Below are 19114 nucleotides of genomic sequence, written 5' to 3'. Positions count from 1 at the left end.
TTTGTTACATTTATAACTCATCCAAAAATAATATTTTTTTGTATTATTTTTATATACTTTTTACAGTAGTGTAAATTATGTAGAAATTTTTTTTAAAATCAAGAGAACTTTCACTTAAATATGATGTCTAATATAGAAATAAGGTTTGTTTGCTTATTTTTTGAGCAATTTTTAGAATATTTAACAGAATTAGTAGGTTATTAGAAACCAACCTCATGGTTAGTTTCTAATCTGATAAAGTTAAAAAGTGGCATTTCGAGGTGTTCTTGGGAAAGGAATGACATCGCGTACATTTTGAACTCCGGTTACATACACAATTAAACGTTCAAAACCTAAGCCAAATCCTGAATGTGGCACGGTACCATAACGGCGCAGATCACGATACCACCAGTAATCTTCTTTTTTGAGTCCCATTTCATCCATGCGTTTATCTAACATATGTAAACGTTCTTCACGCTGCGAACCGCCAATAATCTCACCAATTCCCGGTGCTAACACATCCATAGCTGCAACAGTTTTACCATCATCATTCATACGCATATAAAAGGCTTTAATGTCTTTAGGATAGTTTTTAACAACCACTGGTGCTTTAAAATGTTGTTCTGCTAAATAGCGTTCATGTTCGGAAGCTAAATCAATCCCCCAACTTACTGGATTTTCAAATTTAGCATCGCAATTTTGCAAAATAGTAATCGCATCAGTGTAATCCACCTGCGCGAAATCAGCTTTAATGAAATTCTCTAGACGATTAATCGCATCTTTATCAACGTGTTGAGCAAAAAACTGCATATCATCGGCGCGTTTTTCCAGCACTACTTTAAATACATATTTCAACATATCTTCTGCTAATTTGGCATTATCGTTCAGATCTGCAAAAGCAACTTCTGGTTCCATCATCCAAAATTCCGCTAAATGACGAGTAGTATTGGAATTTTCTGCTCGGAAAGTTGGCCCAAAGGTATACACTTTAGATAAGGCACACGCATAACTTTCGGCATTTAATTGCCCTGAAACGGTTAAAAAGGCTTCTTTACCAAAAAAATCCTTATCAAAATCTACATCACCTTTATCTGTTTTAGGTAGATTTAACAAATCTAACGTTGACACCCGAAACATTTCACCCGCACCTTCGGTGTCCGATGCGGTAATAATCGGCGTCGACAACCAAAAGAAACCTCGTTCATCAAAAAATTGATGAATAGCTTGAGCAAGCGTATGGCGAACTCGCGTTATTGCACCGACAATATTAGTGCGAGCACGTAAATGGGCAACTTCACGTAAATATTCAATAGAATGTCGTTTTGCTGCCATTGGATAAGTGTCAGGATCTTCAACAAAGCCATAAACTTCAACAGCTGTTGCTTGTAATTCATATTTTTGGCCTTGCCCTGGTGACTCAACCACTTGGCCGGTTATCTTAACCGAACAACCAGCTGTTAACCGTAATACATCTTGTTCATAATTTGGTAGGGATTTTTCAATTACCGCTTGAATCGGATCAAAGCAAGAACCATCATACACTGCCAGAAATGAAATGCCGGCTTTAGAATCCCGACGAGTTCTTACCCAACCTTGAACAGAAATTGTGCTACCAACAGCAATTTTTCCTTGTAACACATCGACAATAGGTGCAACTAAATTCATGTTAATTATCCATCTCTATATTATTAATTTAGGTCTATAAGTTATATTTAATAGTAATACAGGTATATTTTAAAAGTAATATTTGTGTTAGTGTTCAACACTAAATGTGCGTTTTAACTCATCAATAAAGTTCAAATCCTGAGATATGGTTTTACCCGGACTATCGGATAATTTTGCCACGGATTGGCCATTACACTCGGTTAATTTGAGCACAATGTTTAAAGCTTTAGTATTAACATTTGTAGAAGGAATATCACAAGCTAAAAAACCACCCACACCGAATGATAATTGTACTCGATGATTAAAGTGTCTATATATTCTAATAGCCTTATCAAAATTTAAACTATCAGAAAATACCAGTAATTTGGTTTTAGGATCAATACCAAGTTGCTGATAATGATTAATCGCTTTTTCACCCCATTCAATAGGATCACCAGAGTCATGACGTAACCCTTGATAATGTGACGCAAAATATACACCAAAATCACGCAAAAAAGCATCCATAGTTATACAGTCCGTTAAAGCCACCCCTAAATCATGCGGATATTCATCTAGCCAAACTTGTAATGCGTTTTTTTGGCAATCTTCTAAATTAGGACTTAAACGCTGATGAGCTTGGAACCATTCATGTGCTTGAGTACCAACAGGTGTTAATCCCAAACGATAAGCCAGCAAATAATTACTAGTACTATGAAAATTGCTAAAATTAGCTTGCAAATAGCTTACCACGGCTTCTTGCACTACAAATGAATAACGCCGACGCGTACCAAAATCCATCAGATTAAAGCCAGACATATCTAAATCCGCTGTTTTTTGAGCAAACGTTGCTAATTTATCTTTAAGGTGAACTAAAGCCTCAGGAACACCAATATTAGGCGAACGATCTTTATGCACAATTTCACTAATCACCGCCAATAATGGCACTTCCCATAAAATCACATCTAACCAAAGCCCAGCTATGCGAATAACAAGTAAACCTTCTTGATTTTCAATGGTAAGTAACTCACTATTGAAACGCCAATTTTTTAGCCAATTTAAATAATCCGACTTAAAAAAAGACATTTGTGATAAATAGTTAAATTCATCTTCAGAAAGGACTAATGATTCCATCAATTTAACTTGATGCTTGATTTCATCAGCATATTGCCCTAATAAATCATCACTACGGCAACGAAATTCGGCAACCACAGTGGCATCGGGATAATGATGAAAAACGGCTTGTTGCATGTGCAACTTATAAGCATCAGTATCTAATATTGATGTAATAATAGCTGGTAACATAGTGAATTAATTATCAGTACTTTAAAAAATACTGCTGATTATAGCAGAATAATATTGAAGATATAGATTAATTAATGTAATAAGATTATTTTTAATCAGCTATAATAAATTATCTAAGTTATTTAAATAATTTAACCCACATACATATTAATATTGTCAATCAGATCTTGCGTCTATTTGATAATAATGGGAATAACAATCATCTTTTTAACATATTAATTTATTATAATGTTCTAATTCGTTAATTAAATAACAACATTAAAGGCACGCAGACAATGAGTAAAAATACCACTGAAACCAAACCGATTGCCAAATATCGCCTTGATTATAAGGCACCCGATTTTACCATTACTGACATCGATCTCGATTTTGATTTAGCTCCCGAAGTTACTACGGTCACCGCTCGCAGCCGTGTTATTCAGAAAAATAATACCGCCAATGAGTTAATTTTAGATGGCGAAGATCTTAAATTAATCTCCATCAATATAGACGAACAACCTTGGCATGATTATCAAATCACAGACACAGGCTTAACTATCCATAATGTTCCTGCTGAATTTACCTTAACTATCGTCAACGAAATCAAACCGATTGATAATACTGCACTTGAAGGCTTATATGTCTCTGGCGATGCACTATGCACCCAATGTGAAGCAGAAGGTTTTCGTCATATTACCTATTATTTAGATCGACCTGATGTGTTAGCCAGATTTTCAACACGAATTACCGCCAATAAACAGAACTACCCTTACCTACTTTCTAATGGTAACCGTATTGCCCAAGGCGAACTTACTGATGGTCGTCATTGGGTGCAATGGCAAGATCCATTTCCTAAACCATGTTACCTATTTGCTCTAGTGGCAGGTTATTTTGATATTTTGAAAGATCACTTCACCACTCAATCAAACCGTAAAGTGGATCTCGAAATTTATGTCGACAAAGGTAACTTAGATCGTTCTCATTGGGCCATGACTAGCTTAAAAAATGCCATGCGCTGGGATGAAATGCGTTTTGGTCTAGAATATGATTTAGATATTTTTATGATTGTGGCGGTTGATTTCTTTAATATGGGGGCTATGGAGAATAAAGGTCTTAATATTTTTAATTCCAAATATGTACTTGCCAAACCAGAAACCGCAACTGACGAGGATTATATCGGTATTGAATCAGTCATTGGTCATGAATATTTTCATAACTGGACTGGCGATCGGGTAACTTGTCGTGACTGGTTCCAACTCAGTTTAAAAGAAGGTTTAACCGTATTTCGTGATCAAGAATTTACTTCTGACCTAGGTATGAGAGCCGTAAAACGCATCAATGATGTTAAATTAATGCGCACCATACAATTTGCGGAAGATGCCAGCCCAATGTCGCACCCAATTCGCCCTGAGCAAGTCATCGAGATGAATAACTTCTATACCGTAACCGTGTACGAAAAAGGTGCTGAAGTAATTCGCATGCTGCATACTCTGTTAGGTGAAGAAAAATTCCAAGCGGGAATGAAGCTCTATATCAAACGTCACGATGGCAGCGCGGCTACTTGTGATGATTTTGTTGCTGCGATGCAAGATGCATCAGGCGTTGACTTAACCCAATTTAAATTATGGTATAGCCAATCTGGCACGCCTGAGTTAACCGTGACTGATAGTTATGATGCTCAAACCAAACAATATACCTTAACAGTTGAACAATATACGCCAGCAACCCAAGATCAAAAGCAAAAACAAGCTCTACATATTCCACTTGATATTGAATTATATCAACACAATGGCGAAGTTATTGCATTGCAATCTCATGGAAAAACGGTTCATCATGTACTAAATTTAACGCAAACTAAACAGCAATTTATATTTGATAATGTACCAGAACAACCGATTATTTCGTTGTTACGTGATTTTTCAGCACCAGTTAAATTAAGCTATGATTATCAAGATAGTGATTTGATTTTCCTTATGCAACATGCCAGCAATGCCTTTAGCCGTTATGATGCTGCGCAAATGTTATTGGCAAAATATGTTCGTTTGAATGTTAATAATTATCAACAAAATAAGCCTCAAGTCTTACCTGAATCGGTAATAGATGCATTCAGAGCAGTTTTACTTTCAGCAACAACGAATCTGGCACTGATTGCGCAAATTTTAACTCTACCTTCTGAAAATGAGTTAGCTAATTTATTTACAGTAGTTGATCCAATTGCGATTTATCAAGTCCGTCATTATTTATTAACACGTTTTGCTAATGAACTCTATGACGAACTCAATGCGGTCTATCAGCATAATAAAACTGGTGAGTATCATATTAATCATGCCGATATTGCTAAACGTTCACTAAAAAATTGTTGTTTAGCTTTATTCGCCTATGCTGACAATAAAACTCATGCCAATATGTTAGTTAGTCAACAATATTACCGCGCTAACAATATGACTGATTGTTTAGCCGCTTTAACCTCTGCAGTTAAAGCTGAGCTTGATTGTCGTGCTGAATTATTGACTGATTTTGATAATAAATGGTATCAAGATGGTCTGGTTATGGATAAATGGTTGGCCTTAAATGCAACTAGTCCAGATAAACAAGTGCTTAGCAACGTGAAGAAATTATTAACTCATCGTTCATTTACGCTTAGCAATCCAAACCGAATCCGATCACTTATTGGTGCTTTTGTTAATAATAATCCGGTAGCATTCCATGCTGAGGATGGCAGTGGTTATCAATTTTTAGTTGAGATTCTTACTGAGCTAAATCAAAAAAATCCGCAAGTTGCCGCGCGATTAATCGATCCACTTATTCGTTTAAAACGTTATGGCGAAAAACGTCAACAACAAATGCGCCATGCTTTAGAGTCTTTATTGAAAATAGAACATTTATCTAAAGATCTCTATGAAAAAATTAGTAAGGCACTAGCCGCATAATCAACCCAATCTCATCCTATAAAAAGTCGGATGAGATTAATGCAGCTTGAGGCTTTAATTTATACTGAAACGTATAGTTCTCAGGAAACATCTTGACAACTATTGTTAATGGGTTTTTATTATGACAACAATTAAAGAAATTACACCAACGGAGTTAGCACAAAAATTATATCAGCATGAACAGCTGTTTTTATTAGATGTGCGCGAAGAGAATGAAGTAGCGATTTGTGCCATTGCCGGTGCGACTCACATTCCGATGAAGCTGATCCCACTGTATTTAGATCAAATCCCTGACGACGTGGCTATTGTAATTTATTGTCACCATGGTAATCGCAGCCTAAATGTTGCCAATTACTTAGTCGAAAATGGCTTTGAGGTTGATGATATTTACAACCTAACCGGTGGTATTGATGCCTGGGCTTTAACTGTAGATAAACAAATGCCAAGGTATTAACAAGCCTGTTATTAAACAGGCTTAATCTACTTTTATTGTTGTGGCATCACCCAATAACCATTTTGGTTATGTGTTTGCATATAATCTTTGAACTGTTGCGATTGGTAGATGCGCTTAACATCTTGCGCCCATTGGCTATTTTCATTACCACCATTAACCACCACCATGATCTCTAAATCAGGAATAATCGTTTCCGACAATAGCGCCTTGTTTGAGTCAATATTGGCAGAATACACAATACTCCCTGGAATCACCGCAAAATCTAAGTCATTAAGTACTCGCGGAATATTAGCTGAATCCATTTCAATGATGTCAATACCAGCAATATTTTGTGCTATATCATTTTTATTCACAATAATTGGATTGGTATTAGCTTTTAATTTAATCCAGCCCGCTTTTTCTAATAAATTGTATGAGCGTGCAGCGTTTGAAGCATCTTGCGGAATAGCTACTTTCGCACCACTAAATACTTGCTTTAAAGATGTATACTTATTGGAAAAAATCGCTGCCGGTACTGATGGCACATGCACAACAGGTTTCAAATTAGCTTTACGCTGCTGATTAAATACATCCATATAAGCGGTATGTTGCGCCACCGTCAAATCAATACTCCCTTCACTTAATGCGACATCTGACTCTAGTAAATGCGGGAAATTAACTAACTTCACCTTATAACCTTCTGATTCTAGAATCGGTTTAACCGCATCTTTGAAAAGATCATTATACGGCCCTGGCGAAACCCCCATACTAATTTCTTTTTTAGTTTGATTATTGGCAGACTTAGCTGAGTTATCACAGGCATTAATCACTAATGCTGAACTGGCTAATAATGTTACGGCAATATATTTAAATAAATTCTGTTGGCTAAAGTAGTTTTTCATATTGATGATCCTTATAAACTAGTGACGTTACACACTCTAGCACAGAAAAAACACTTCATTTATTCCAAGTTATTCTAACTTATAACCAAAAGGAATAAGATATAAAAAACGATTATTAGAGCAACAAATTAACATGTGCTACCGTTTAACTCATGATTAATGATTAAGCGTTGGAAAGACTATGACTAATTCTGTTGCAAACACCATCCATAAACTTTTTAAGGAATTACATCAACATCCTGAACTTTCTAATCAGGAATTTGAAACCACTAAACGATTACGATCTTATTTACAACAAGCTAATATCCGCATATTAGAATTGGGTGCAAAAACTGGGGTTATTGCTGAAATCGGTTCCGGATCACCAGTTTTAGCATTGCGGGCAGACATTGACGCCTTACCAATTAATGAACAAACCGAATTAGATTATCGCTCCCAAAATCGCGAAGTTATGCATGCTTGCGGTCATGACTTACATGCATCAGTTTTGATGGGGGCCGCCTATTTACTTAAAGCACAAGAAAAAAATTTGCAAGGTACCGTGCGCTTACTGTTTCAACCAGCTGAAGAGAATTTTAGTGGCGCTTTACATTTTATAGATATCGGTGCACTTAATGGTGTGGATGCAATTCTTGGGTTACACAATAACCCTAACTTAGCTGTTAATCAAATGGCTTCATGTTCTGGTCCATTTTCAGCCAATGTCGATCGTATAGAAATTACAGTAACTGGCATCGGTGCTCATGCCGCCAGACCGGAATCGGGTATCGATCCTATTGTCATTGGTGCCCAAATTGTCAGTGCCATACAAACCATTTCCAGTCGCACCATAAGTGGTTTAGATCCTGTGGTTGTCAGTATTACTAAGTTTTTAGGTGGTAATACCTGGAATGTCATCCCAGAAAAAGTTGAGATGGAAGGTACTGTTCGGACTCTTACTCCCAAAGTGAGAGCTAAAGTTAAACAACAATTAATCAGTATTGTAGAAAATGTGGCTATTAGTATGGGGGCCAAAGCTGAACTTAGATGGTTTGATGGTCCACCATCTGTTATGAATGTGGCTAAATGGGTTGCATTAGCGAAGCAAGTAGCCAAACAAACAGGTTATGAGGTAGTCGATTTTAAACCAGGATTAGGCGGTGAAGATTTTGCGCATTACCTACATGTAGTGCCCGGAGCCTTTATAAATCTTGGTTCGCAAAGTCAGCATGCCCTGCACCATCCGAAATTTCAAATTAATCTGGATATGATAACTCCAGCAGCTCATTATTTATATGAACTCGCAACGCAAGCACTTATCGATTTAAAACATAATAATAAATAGGTTACGTGATGATCAGATTTGAAAATATATCTAAGCAATATGAGCGTAATGGGGTTACGACCCAAGCGCTACAAAATATTAATTTAACCATTAATAAAGGCGATATTTATGGCATCATTGGTTATAGTGGCGCCGGTAAAAGCACCCTTGTTCGTTTAATTAATTTCTTAGAAAAACCGACGCAAGGTAAAGTGATCATTCAAAATCAAACCCTTAACGATCTATCTAATAGCGAATTGCGTAAAGTTAGGCGAAAAATTGGTATGATTTTTCAGCACTTTAATCTACTGGAATCGAAAACGGTATTTGAAAACGTTGCTATCCCATTAATTCTACTAAAAGAAAGCAAACATAATATTGAACAAAAAGTTAGCGAGTTGCTTGAATTTGTGGGTTTAAAAGATAAAGCTAATAGCTATCCCAAAGAATTATCTGGCGGACAAAAACAACGCATTGGCATTGCCCGAGCACTCGCCAATAATCCGGACATATTACTTTGTGATGAGGCTACTTCAGCACTCGATCCGCAAACAACCCAAGCAATTTTAGATTTAATCAAAAAAATTAACGAGCAGTATAAAATCACAGTGGTATTAATCACCCATGAAATGCATGTTATCCAGCAAATTTGCCATAAAGTAGCTGTGATGGAAAAAGGTAGAATTATTGAACATGGTAATGTGCTTGAGGTGTTTGGTCACCCACAACAACCAACAACCCAAAATTTTGTTAGTTCAGTAATTAATGACCAAATCCCTTCCGGTGTGGTGGAAAATTTATTGGAAACCGAAGAAATCAAACATAATTTCAAATTATTCAAACTTGAATTCCTTGGGCTTTCAGCTTCTGAACCCGTAGTTAATTCCTTAATTTTACAACAAAAAGTGGTAGTTAATATTTTATTTGCCCATATGTCCGAAATCCAAAAAACCGTTATTGGTAGCATGTTTGTGCAATTGCAAGGAACAGATAGTGATATCAACGATGCGGTACACTATTTGCGCCAAAATGGTGTGCAAGTATCCGAAATTCATGATTGGGAGATTAACTAAAATGGAAATATTCAATAACATTCTTAATTATTTAGCATCTTCTTTTTCAACAAATTTGACAGCCATTCAATTTGTCGAAGCGTCTTATGAAACATTGATTATGGTATTTTTCGCTTTGATAATTGGTTCCTCACTCGGCATTCCACTCGGCATCTGCTTGGTTACCACCAGACCTTCGGGTTTACTCGAAAATCCGAGAATATACCGTATTCTTAATCCAATTATTAATATGGTACGATCGTTGCCATTTATTATTTTATTAGTCGCTATTCTACCGTTTACTAAATTGATTGTAGGCGCCTCAATTGGCTTAGCCGCAGCTATCGTTCCTTTAACAATCTATGTTGCGCCTTATATTGCCCGGTTAGTTGAAAACTCTTTACTGGACGTAGATGAAGGCATCATAGAAGCTGCCGAATCAATGGGGGCTACTCCGTTACAAATTATTTGGCATTTTATGTTACCCGAAGCGTTTAGTTCTTTAATCCTCACTTTAACTACCGCTACCATTGGTCTAATTAACGCTACCGCAATGGCTGGTGCTGTCGGCGCTGGAGGTATTGGTGATTTAGCAATTTCCTATGGGTATCAACGCTTTGATACCACGGCAGTAATTATTACCGTCATTATTCTAATTATTACCGTACAATTTGTGCAAAGTATGGGCAACTACTTGGCGCGCAAAGCCAGGCATGAATAATCGCTTTGCTAAGCTAAATAAAAAAATATTGCAATCGGGCACTAAAATGCAAACTTGATGCCCGGTTATTTAGTAAGATTAAGCTTAGGATTTTTATTAAAACATAGCGAATTCATTTTAACGTAAGATGTTACCGGTCAGTGATATGTCCAAGTATAAAATTATTACTTATATTCAGCTTCCGTGTTAATGATCTAAAGACAATAACTTTAATAGATTTCATTATTCATTATTATCAAGTAGAATAAGCGCAATTTTAATTAAGGTAGTATGAAAAATGACTGTGGCAAATGCATTACAGCAAAATTTGGTGGAAATCCATGATATGTCATTTTATCGTGGTACAAGGCCAATTTATAAAAATATGAGCCTAAATGTTCCCAAAGGCAAAGTGACCGCCATTATGGGGCCATCAGGTATTGGTAAGACTACGTTATTACGCTTAATTGGTGGTCAATTAAAACCACAATCAGGGCAAATTTTATTTGATGGTGAAAACATTTCTACCATGACGCGTTCCCGTCTTTATGAAGTGCGTAAACGCATGAGTATGTTATTCCAATCTGGTGCATTATTTACTGATTTAAGCGTCTTTGATAATGTTGCTTACCCTTTACGTGAACATCTTAATTTACCGGAACCTGTTTTATACAATTTAGTATTAATGAAGTTACAAGCAGTTGGGCTACGTGGCGCCGCTTATATGATGCCATCGGAATTATCTGGCGGTATGGCAAGGCGTGCGGCGTTAGCGCGTGCCATCGCGCTCGATCCTGATTTAATTATGTTCGATGAACCTTTCGCTGGGCAAGATCCTATTTCCATGGGGGTAATTGTTAAACTTATTGCCGAAATCAACCAATCTCTTGGTTTAACTTGTATAGTGGTTAGCCACGATGTGAACGAAGTGATGAGTATCGCTGATTATGCATACATTGTAGCTGAACAACACATTATAGCCGGTGGTACATCGGAACAGCTACGTAGCAATAATGATTTACGAGTAAAACAGTTTCTTGAAGGGCTAGCGGATGGTCCGGTTCCTTTCCATTATCCTGCTGATGATTATAAATTAGACCTAAGCAGAGGTGCTAAATAATGTTGAATTTACTCGCAAAGATGGGGCAATGGTTGATTAACCTCGTTGCCTTGATAGGTCGTTCTGGGATGATGCTGTTTGGCGCCTTAATCGGTACCCCACAATTTGGTAAACAATTCCCATTACTGGTTAAACAATTTTATTTTGTCGGGGTACAATCACTTTCGATTATTATCGTATCCGGGCTATTTATTGGCATGGTCCTTGGACTACAAGGTTACTTTATTCTTACCACCTTTGGTGCTGAAGCCAGTTTAGGTATGTTGGTAGCTTTAGCGTTACTGCGTGAGTTAGGTCCGGTAGTTGCCGGGTTACTATTTGCCGGGCGTGCTGGTTCGGCATTAACCGCTGAAATCGGTTTAATGAAAGCAACCGAACAATTATCTAGTATGGAAATGATGGCCATCGATCCTTTAAGGCGCATTATTGCTCCACGCTTTTGGGCTGGCTTTTTCTGTTTACCTTTTTTAACGGCTATTTTTGTGGCTGTAGGTATATTAGGTGGTGTGTTAGTAGGTGTTGATTGGAAAGGAATTGATGCCGGATTCTTTTGGTCATCCATTCAAAGTAATGTTGATTGGTGGCATGATTTAGGTAACTGTTTTGTAAAAAGCTTTGCCTTCGCTATAGCCAGCACTTGGATTGCACTATTTAATGGTTATGATTGTGTGCCAACATCAGAAGGCATTAGTCGAGCAACAACGAATACTGTTGTTTATTCATCATTAGTTATTTTGGGGTTAGATTTTATTTTAACCGCATTAATGTTTAGTAATTGAGGTCATTAAACATGAGTCGTAAAGTTGAAATTACCGTTGGGTTATTTATGGTGTTAGTTATTTGCTCGGTACTATTTTTGTGTTTTAGAGTCACCGATCCTACATCATTTGTTAGTCATAATTCCTATCGTGTTTATGCTGTATTTGATAATATTGGTGGTCTAAAAGCGCGTTCACCGATTAAGATTGGTGGGGTAGTGATTGGTCGCGTCAGTGATATTTCTTTAAAATCATCCGATAATGCGATTTATAAACCTTATGTTACTATGGAAATCGACACTCAATATAATAAAATTCCGAGTAGTAGTTCCCTTTCAATAAAAACTTCCGGTTTGTTAGGTGAACAATTTATTGATATTAACTTCGGTTTAGATCCAAGTACCGAAATGGAACTTGATGCATTAGATGCACCCGATGGTTCTACTAATGTTGCAACAAATAACAATAATAAACCGGCCTATTTTCAAGAAGGTTTTGTCATAAATAATACTAAACCAGCCATGGTTATAGAAGATTTAATTGGTCAATTCCTTTATAGTGCTGGCGGTTCATCAGATAAAGATAAAAAACAAGATAGTAGCGAAAAGTAAGGAGCTAATATGATAACTAGATTCAAGCAAACTATTTTTTTAGTACTAACCTTAGTGTTTAGTGCTACTGCTTTCGCAGAAAATAATCCTTATAACGAAATGCAAGTTGCTGCCGATAAGATTTTTAATACTATGAAATCACAATCATCAGCTATTAAAGCTAATCCGGATAAGTTAAAAAACATAGTGAGAACAGATTTGTTACCTTATGTGCAAGTAAAATATGCCGGAGCATTGATTTTAGGTAATTACTATAAAAGCGCTACTGATGCACAACGCACTGCATATTTTAATGCTTTTGAAAACTATTTAGTGCAAGCATTTGCACAAGCGCTTTCAATGTATAATGGTCAAACCTATCAAGTTGAGTCAGCTTCTGATTTAAGTGGTAAGAATTTAATTTCTATTCGAATTTTATTAATTCAACCTGACAAAAACCAACAACCTTTACGTATTGATTTTCAATGGCGTAAAAATTCTGTTACTGGTGAGTGGAAAGCTTACGATTTAATTGCTGAAGGTGTAAGTATGATCACTACTAAACAAAATGAATGGTCAACAATTTTACGGCAAGATGGTATTGATGCTTTAACTAAACAACTTACTGACCTAGCTAATCGTAAAATTGATCCTAATGCTAAGCAAAAAGGCTAGTTGATAATGTCCAGAATCTCAGCAGAAAATCAACAACAAGTATTATATTTAAAGGGTGAGCTAGATGCTCACTCATTAAATGAAATTTGGGCTACACAAAAATCGCTATTCAATGGCACAAAATCAATCGATGTAGCACAGCTTACTCGAGTTGATTCTTCTGGACTCGCTACCCTAGTTTACTTTTGCATTAAATATCAATTGCAACTGACAGGAATTAATCCGCAGTTACAGACATTAATTGCTCTGTATGATTTACAACCTGTACTAACTAATTAACTGTATAATTAAACCTATACTTTACCTGAAGCATTTTTACAAAAATAAGCAAAATAAATAATACTAATAAAGAGTTTTACTAATGGATAAGCAAGAAATCATAAATAAATTAAAAAGTTCAATTAATCTTGATGATGTTTATGTAATGACGGATGACGATAGTCATTTTCAAGTTATTGCGGTTGGTGAGTTATTTGCTGATTTAAGTCGTGTTAAAAAACAGCAAATCATTTATGCTCCATTAGCTGAATTTATTAATGATAATCGTATTCATGCGCTTTCAATTAAAACCTATACACCTACGGAATGGCAACGTGAACGCAAATTAATGGGATTATAAGTAATCATATTTTAACAGACTTGAATTGATGGTTTTTGCCACCACTTATGATCGCATAACTAGATAAAATCATTGCATAAAGGTACCACAATATGACTAATCCATTATTAACCTCTGCACCATTACCACTGTTTTCGCAGATTAAGCCTGAACATGTTTTACCGGCTATACAAGAGACTCTGAAAAATTGTCGCCACACAATTGAAACTGTTCTTCAACAAAATAGTCAGTATACTTGGGATAATTTAATTCAACCGATTGATGAGATGGACGAAAAATTCAGTCGTGCTTGGTCACCAGTTAGTCACCTTAATGCAGTGAAAAATAGTCCTGAATTACGTGCCGCTTATGAAGCTTGCTTGCCATTACTTTCTGAATATAGTACTTGGGTGGGTCAACATAAACCTTTATACCAAGCTTACAAACAGCTTAAACATAGTGCAGAATATACCAAACTTACTAAAGCTCAGAAAAAAGTCATTGATAATGCTTTGCGTGATTTTGAGTTATCAGGTATCGGCTTACCGGATGACAAACAAAAACGCTATGGCGAAATTGTAGCAAAATTATCAGAGTTATCCTCCAAATTCAGTAATAATGTACTTGATGCAACTATGGGATGGTCAAAATTAATCACTAATGTGGAACAATTATCAGGCATGCCAGAAAGTGCCCTAGCAGCGGCTAAACAACAAGCTAAGGATAAAGATCAAGAAGGTTGGTTACTAACCCTTGACATACCAAGCTATTTACCGGTGATGACTTACTGCGATAATCGTGATCTACGCTTTGAACTTTATCAAGCTTATAATACTCGGGCATCAGATCAAGGCCCTAATGCTGGAAAATGGGATAACACCGAAATCATTAAACAGATTTTAGTTTTACGTGATGAACTTGCCCATTTATTAGGATTCGATACCTATGCCGATAAATCCCTAGCCACAAAAATGGCTCAATCAACCCAACAAGTTATTGCGTTCTTAACTGACTTAGCCACCAAAGCTAAACCACAAGGTGAAAAAGAGTTAGCCGATTTAAAACGTTATGCTTACGAGTTTTTTGGTGCCAGCGAATTAAAACCCTGGGATATTGCTTACTATAGTGAAAAACAAAAACAATATCTGTATACCATTAATGATGAAGAATTACGCTCTTACTTCCCTGAATCAAGAGTCATTAACGGGTTATTCGAAGTAGTACAACGAGTTTTTGGTATCACTGCCAAAGAACGTAATGATGTCGAAGTTTGGGATCCAGAAGTTAGATTTTATGATCTTTATGCCGCTAACGGTGAATTGAAAGGTAGTTTTTACTTAGATTTATATGCGCGTGAACATAAACGTGGTGGGGCTTGGATGGATGACTGCATTGGGCGTATGCGCTTTGCCGATGGTCATTTGCAAAAACCCGTAGCTTACTTAACGTGTAATTTCAATCGCCCAATCGGTGACAAACCAGCTCTATTTACTCATAATGAAGTCACCACGCTATTTCATGAGTTTGGTCATGGATTACACCATATGTTAACTGAAATTGAAGTTTCATCTGTAGCAGGTATTAATGGTGTGCCATGGGATGCGGTTGAATTACCAAGTCAATTTTTAGAAAATTGGTGCTGGGAACCTGAAGCCTTAGCCTTTATTTCAGGGCATTATCAAACTGGTGAACCATTACCGCAAGAAATGTTAGAAAAAATGTTAGCAGCTAAAAACTATCAAGCAGCGCTATTTATTTTACGTCAATTAGAATTTGGTCTATTTGACTTTAAATTGCATACCCAAAAAGATGCCAACATATTAGAAACATTAAAACTAGTTAGGCAACAAGTCGCGGTTGTACCTACTGTGGAATGGGGACGATTCCCGCATGCATTTAGTCACATTTTTGCCGGTGGTTATGCCGCTGGTTACTATAGCTATTTATGGGCCGAAGTATTATCCGCCGATGCTTTTTCTCGTTTTGAAGAAGAAGGCATCTTTAATGCCAAAACTGGGAATTCATTCCTTGACAATATATTGTCACAAGGCGGTAGTGATGAACCTATGGCTTTATTTAAAAACTTCCGTGGTCGTGAACCACAATTAGAGGCATTACTTCGTCACTATGGTATCCACTAGTTCTAACTTAGCTCAGCTAAAATTATTAGCTGAGCAATGGTTAACTGAGCATGCACATCTTCCGTTTACCTTAGTATCACAAGCAAATCAACTTGAGTTACAAAAACTAGATGAACCCAAGTTAGGCGCGGTTTATGTTAATTTTGTGTCCGGGGCAATGGCTCATCGCCGTCAATTTGGTGGTGGTCGTGGAGAGGCTATTGCTAAAGCGGTAGGAATTAAAGGTGATTATTTACCAACAGTGGTTGATGCCACGGCTGGACTTGGTCGTGATGCTTTTGTGTTAGCATCTTTAGGATGTAGGGTAACTATGTTTGAAAGGCACCCGGTGGTTGCCGCGTTATTAGAAGACGGCCTGCAACGTGCCTACCAAGATCCCATGATAGGACGTTTGCTACAACAGCATTTACATTTGATTTATAATTCAAGTATCTCTGGGCTTAGTTCATATAATGAAAAACCCGATGTAGTTTACTTAGATCCTATGTTCCCACATCGACCTAAAAGTGCTTTAGTTAAAAAAGAGATGCGGATTTTTCAACAATTAGTGGGTAGTGATATTGATGCCGATAACTTACTGGAACCAGCAAGGCTACTGGCTAAAAAACGGGTAGTAGTAAAAAGACCTGATTATGCCCCTTTTTTAGCTGACCAAAAACCAATTGCCAACATAAAGACGAAAAATCATCGTTTTGATATTTATACTCCCATTGAAGTAATATAGGAAAATTGTTTGATTATGCGATTAGATAAATTTCTTGCTCATCATCTTGGTGCTAGCCGCACAATTGTCACCAAAGAGTTAAAAGCGAAAAAAGTAACCGTAGATGGTGAAATCATAAAATCAGGAGCTTATCAATTAACTCCACAACAAATTGTTGAGTATGATGGTTATGAAATAACACCTATAACCAATAATCGTTATTTTATGTTAAACAAACCTCAAGGTTATGTGTGCTCAACTGATGATCCCGATCATCCAACCATTCTTTATTTTATTGATGAACCTATGCCAGAAAAGCTACATGCAGCCGGACGTCTTGATTTAGATACCACTGGACTAGTTTTATTAACTGATGATGGTAAGTGGTCACACCGCATCACTTCCCCAAAACATCATTGTCAAAAAGTTTATGTAGTAACTGTTGAACAACCGTTGACTGCTAATCTGATTCAGATTTTTGAACATGGCATTCAATTACATAATGAAAAATCACTTACTAAACCAGCTTTACTAAAGATTATTGATGATTACCATGCCGAATTAACTATTAGTGAAGGTCGTTATCATCAAGTTAAACGGATGTTTGCGGCAGTGAATAATCATGTAGTTGAATTACATCGCAAACAAATCGGATCTATTATTCTGGATATACCTGAGGGTGAATATCGCCCGCTTATTCAAGATGAAATCGACTCGTTTAATTAATATTACCTAACATTTTAATAAATATTTAATATGCAGATTATGTGTCTGACAAAATAAATGTAATATTTTGCTTACTCTAATTACTGTATTTATTTTAACTTTTAAAAAAAATAAAAAGGAAGAACTAAGTTGTCAACCCCGGTAAACCAAGTAGAAATTAAAATTTCTAAACAAGCGCTGATATTCGTTCTCGGTTTTATATCTATGTTAATGCCATTATCGATAGATATGTATCTACCAAGCATGCCAACTATTGCCCATGATTTTAATGTAACGGACTCAGCCGTTCAGCTTACCATAAGTTGCTATTTATTAGGTTTTTCATTTGGCCAACTATTATTTGGTCCAATCACAGATAGTTATGGTCGCCGCAATGTGCTAATTATTGGTTTAATTATTTTCACTTGTGCAGCTTTAAGTTGTGGTATAGCAATCAATATTAATCAATTAATTACGGCTCGTTTTTTCCATGGTATCGCCGCGGCAGCAACTACCATTATCATTAATGCTTTAATGAAAGATATCTTTCGCGACCGTGATGAATTTTCCAAAATGATGTCTTTTGTTATGCTAATCTCTAACGTAGCACCGTTACTAGCACCTATTATTGGTGGGTTCATTTTAAATTGGTTTAATTGGAAAGCGAATTTCTATACCCTTGGAATTATAGCCTTATTATGCCTTGGCTTGGTAATAGCATTTATTCCAGAAACATTACATAAAATTAAACGCGCAAAATTTAGTTTAGTACGAATATTAAGTAACTTCATAACGTTATTTCGTCATAGGCAAGTGTTAACTTACATGATGATAGGTGCATTTTCAGGTGCTGGACTATTTTCATTCCTTAGCTTAGGACCTTTTGTATATATGAATTTGCATGGCGTAGCTTCAATTAATTTCGGTTATTATTTTGCCGTTAACATTATTGTGATGGTATTCATGAATACGCTCAATAGTCGCTTTGTAAAGCATATTGGCTCGATTAAAATGATGCAATTTGGACTGACCGTCCAATTTATTATGGCCGTTGGCTTAATGTTGGTAACACTATTTAATCTTGGTTTTGTGTATTTAGTTGCTTGTATTGCCGGTTATATTGGTTGTATGTCTATTATCGCAGGCAATGGCATGGCAGTGATACTAGATTTTTATCCTCATATTGCTGGCACTGCATCCTCATTAGCTGGTACTATACGTTTTGCTGTTGCCGGTGCAATTGGCATCTTACTTTCCATGTTTGCAACATCAAATACTGTAACTACGGTCACTGATAATATAACTGAATGGCTTATGGTTGGATCAATGGTATTATGTAATTTTATGGCTGTTGCATTATTTTTGAGTGTTAGAAACAATAAAAGGAAACTGGAATGATTATCTAACCACTTTAATGCATAGATAATCAACATTAATTCCAACACCAAAATATCTAATAAAAAGAATATACAATTTGCTATGTTTTTCAGTGTTCTAGCAAAAAAATCTACATAATAAATTTAATTTTATACAGTATTCACACTGTATAGGGGGTTAATTTATGCTAAAATGCCAACAATTTTAATCGCGATAGTATTTT

At 36.3% G+C, this 19114-nt stretch carries 18 protein-coding genes; 15 read left to right on the top strand and 3 right to left on the bottom strand.

Features of this window, described 5'->3' with window-relative positions:
* Positions 1-240: 240 nt before the first annotated feature.
* Both asnS and pncB read right to left on the bottom strand, forming a co-directional pair.
* Complete coding sequence (gene asnS / locus A9G13_RS10730) at positions 241-1644, bottom strand: asparagine--tRNA ligase (protein WP_065557594.1); 1404 nt, start codon at positions 1642-1644, stop codon at positions 241-243.
* 87 nt (positions 1645-1731) lie between these two features.
* Positions 1732-2925, bottom strand: a complete 1194-nt coding sequence (gene pncB, locus A9G13_RS10725) for a nicotinate phosphoribosyltransferase (RefSeq protein ID WP_065557593.1) — start codon at positions 2923-2925, stop codon at positions 1732-1734.
* 275 nt (positions 2926-3200) lie between these two features.
* On the opposite strand from pncB, the gene pepN reads away from it, so the two are divergent.
* Both pepN and A9G13_RS10715 read left to right on the top strand, forming a co-directional pair.
* Entirely contained in the window at positions 3201-5834 is a 2634-nt protein-coding gene (gene pepN / locus A9G13_RS10720) for an aminopeptidase N (RefSeq protein ID WP_065557592.1), read from the top strand.
* A 121-nt stretch (positions 5835-5955) separates the two neighbouring features.
* Entirely contained in the window at positions 5956-6288 is a 333-nt protein-coding gene (locus A9G13_RS10715; RefSeq protein ID WP_065557591.1) for a rhodanese-like domain-containing protein, read from the top strand.
* A 32-nt stretch (positions 6289-6320) separates the two neighbouring features.
* Here A9G13_RS10715 and A9G13_RS10710 read toward each other — a convergent pair whose 3' ends face one another.
* The gene (locus A9G13_RS10710; RefSeq protein ID WP_065557590.1) at positions 6321-7169 is read right to left on the bottom strand and encodes a MetQ/NlpA family ABC transporter substrate-binding protein; all 849 of its coding nucleotides are present in this window, start codon (positions 7167-7169) and stop codon (positions 6321-6323) included.
* A gap of 181 nt (positions 7170-7350) precedes the next feature.
* Here A9G13_RS10710 and A9G13_RS10705 point away from each other — a divergent pair, with 181 nt between their 5' ends.
* The 13 genes from A9G13_RS10705 (at position 7351) to A9G13_RS10645 (ending at position 18912) form a co-directional block, all read left to right on the top strand.
* Positions 7351-8493: an amidohydrolase gene (locus A9G13_RS10705; protein ID WP_065557589.1), complete on the top strand. Its 1143-nt coding sequence runs from the start codon at positions 7351-7353 to the stop codon at positions 8491-8493.
* A gap of 8 nt (positions 8494-8501) precedes the next feature.
* Positions 8502-9545, top strand: coding sequence for a methionine ABC transporter ATP-binding protein (locus tag A9G13_RS10700; protein WP_065557588.1), 1044 nt, complete (start codon positions 8502-8504; stop codon positions 9543-9545).
* Between the two features lies 1 nt (position 9546).
* The gene (locus A9G13_RS10695; RefSeq protein WP_065557658.1) at positions 9547-10245 is read left to right on the top strand and encodes a methionine ABC transporter permease; all 699 of its coding nucleotides are present in this window, start codon (positions 9547-9549) and stop codon (positions 10243-10245) included.
* Between the two features lie 277 nt (positions 10246-10522).
* A complete protein-coding gene (gene mlaF / locus A9G13_RS10690; RefSeq protein ID WP_065557587.1) occupies positions 10523-11344 on the top strand; it encodes a phospholipid ABC transporter ATP-binding protein MlaF in 822 nt (273 codons plus the stop codon).
* Positions 11344-12123, top strand: a complete 780-nt coding sequence (mlaE, locus tag A9G13_RS10685; protein ID WP_141670918.1) for a lipid asymmetry maintenance ABC transporter permease subunit MlaE — start codon at positions 11344-11346, stop codon at positions 12121-12123. The genes mlaF and mlaE overlap by 1 nt, the downstream gene beginning before the upstream one ends.
* Positions 12124-12134: 11 nt before the next feature.
* Positions 12135-12713, top strand: coding sequence for an outer membrane lipid asymmetry maintenance protein MlaD (mlaD, locus tag A9G13_RS10680; RefSeq protein WP_065557585.1), 579 nt, complete (start codon positions 12135-12137; stop codon positions 12711-12713).
* 9 nt (positions 12714-12722) lie between these two features.
* Positions 12723-13367, top strand: a complete 645-nt coding sequence (gene mlaC, locus A9G13_RS10675; protein WP_065557584.1) for a phospholipid-binding protein MlaC — start codon at positions 12723-12725, stop codon at positions 13365-13367.
* A 6-nt stretch (positions 13368-13373) separates the two neighbouring features.
* Positions 13374-13646: an STAS domain-containing protein gene (locus A9G13_RS10670; RefSeq protein WP_065557583.1), complete on the top strand. Its 273-nt coding sequence runs from the start codon at positions 13374-13376 to the stop codon at positions 13644-13646.
* A gap of 82 nt (positions 13647-13728) precedes the next feature.
* Entirely contained in the window at positions 13729-13986 is a 258-nt protein-coding gene (locus A9G13_RS10665; RefSeq protein ID WP_065557582.1) for a BolA family protein, read from the top strand.
* A 92-nt stretch (positions 13987-14078) separates the two neighbouring features.
* Positions 14079-16106, top strand: a complete 2028-nt coding sequence (gene prlC / locus A9G13_RS10660; protein WP_065557581.1) for an oligopeptidase A — start codon at positions 14079-14081, stop codon at positions 16104-16106.
* Positions 16093-16830, top strand: a complete 738-nt coding sequence (locus A9G13_RS10655; RefSeq protein ID WP_065557580.1) for a class I SAM-dependent methyltransferase — start codon at positions 16093-16095, stop codon at positions 16828-16830. Before prlC ends, A9G13_RS10655 begins: the two co-directional genes overlap by 14 nt.
* Before the next feature lie 15 nt (positions 16831-16845).
* Complete coding sequence (gene rsuA / locus A9G13_RS10650) at positions 16846-17535, top strand: 16S rRNA pseudouridine(516) synthase RsuA (RefSeq protein WP_065557579.1); 690 nt, start codon at positions 16846-16848, stop codon at positions 17533-17535.
* Positions 17536-17664: 129 nt separating this feature from the next.
* Positions 17665-18912, top strand: a complete 1248-nt coding sequence (locus A9G13_RS10645) for a Bcr/CflA family multidrug efflux MFS transporter (RefSeq protein WP_065557578.1) — start codon at positions 17665-17667, stop codon at positions 18910-18912.
* Positions 18913-19114 lie beyond the last annotated feature (202 nt).

The sequence above is a fragment of the Gilliamella sp. wkB178 genome (assembly GCF_001690705.1).
GTDB classification, from domain to species: Bacteria; Pseudomonadota; Gammaproteobacteria; order Enterobacterales; family Orbaceae; genus Gilliamella; species Gilliamella apicola_K.
This window is presented reverse-complemented; position numbering and strand designations above follow the sequence as displayed.

What these genes read in the sequence shown, in the direction of transcription:
- asnS (WP_065557594.1), bottom strand. Translation starts at nt 1,644, where the DNA reads ATGAATTTAGTTGCACCTATTGTCGATGTGTTACAAGGAAAAATTGCT.
- pncB (WP_065557593.1), bottom strand. Translation starts at nt 2,925, where the DNA reads ATGTTACCAGCTATTATTACATCAATATTAGATACTGATGCTTATAAG.
- pepN (WP_065557592.1), top strand. Translation starts at nt 3,201, where the DNA reads ATGAGTAAAAATACCACTGAAACCAAACCGATTGCCAAATATCGCCTT.
- A9G13_RS10715 (WP_065557591.1), top strand. Translation starts at nt 5,956, where the DNA reads ATGACAACAATTAAAGAAATTACACCAACGGAGTTAGCACAAAAATTA.
- A9G13_RS10710 (WP_065557590.1), bottom strand. Translation starts at nt 7,169, where the DNA reads ATGAAAAACTACTTTAGCCAACAGAATTTATTTAAATATATTGCCGTA.
- A9G13_RS10705 (WP_065557589.1), top strand. Translation starts at nt 7,351, where the DNA reads ATGACTAATTCTGTTGCAAACACCATCCATAAACTTTTTAAGGAATTA.
- A9G13_RS10700 (WP_065557588.1), top strand. Translation starts at nt 8,502, where the DNA reads ATGATCAGATTTGAAAATATATCTAAGCAATATGAGCGTAATGGGGTT.
- A9G13_RS10695 (WP_065557658.1), top strand. Translation starts at nt 9,547, where the DNA reads ATGGAAATATTCAATAACATTCTTAATTATTTAGCATCTTCTTTTTCA.
- mlaF (WP_065557587.1), top strand. Translation starts at nt 10,523, where the DNA reads ATGACTGTGGCAAATGCATTACAGCAAAATTTGGTGGAAATCCATGAT.
- mlaE (WP_141670918.1), top strand. Translation starts at nt 11,344, where the DNA reads ATGTTGAATTTACTCGCAAAGATGGGGCAATGGTTGATTAACCTCGTT.
- mlaD (WP_065557585.1), top strand. Translation starts at nt 12,135, where the DNA reads ATGAGTCGTAAAGTTGAAATTACCGTTGGGTTATTTATGGTGTTAGTT.
- mlaC (WP_065557584.1), top strand. Translation starts at nt 12,723, where the DNA reads ATGATAACTAGATTCAAGCAAACTATTTTTTTAGTACTAACCTTAGTG.
- A9G13_RS10670 (WP_065557583.1), top strand. Translation starts at nt 13,374, where the DNA reads ATGTCCAGAATCTCAGCAGAAAATCAACAACAAGTATTATATTTAAAG.
- A9G13_RS10665 (WP_065557582.1), top strand. Translation starts at nt 13,729, where the DNA reads ATGGATAAGCAAGAAATCATAAATAAATTAAAAAGTTCAATTAATCTT.
- prlC (WP_065557581.1), top strand. Translation starts at nt 14,079, where the DNA reads ATGACTAATCCATTATTAACCTCTGCACCATTACCACTGTTTTCGCAG.
- A9G13_RS10655 (WP_065557580.1), top strand. Translation starts at nt 16,093, where the DNA reads ATGGTATCCACTAGTTCTAACTTAGCTCAGCTAAAATTATTAGCTGAG.
- rsuA (WP_065557579.1), top strand. Translation starts at nt 16,846, where the DNA reads ATGCGATTAGATAAATTTCTTGCTCATCATCTTGGTGCTAGCCGCACA.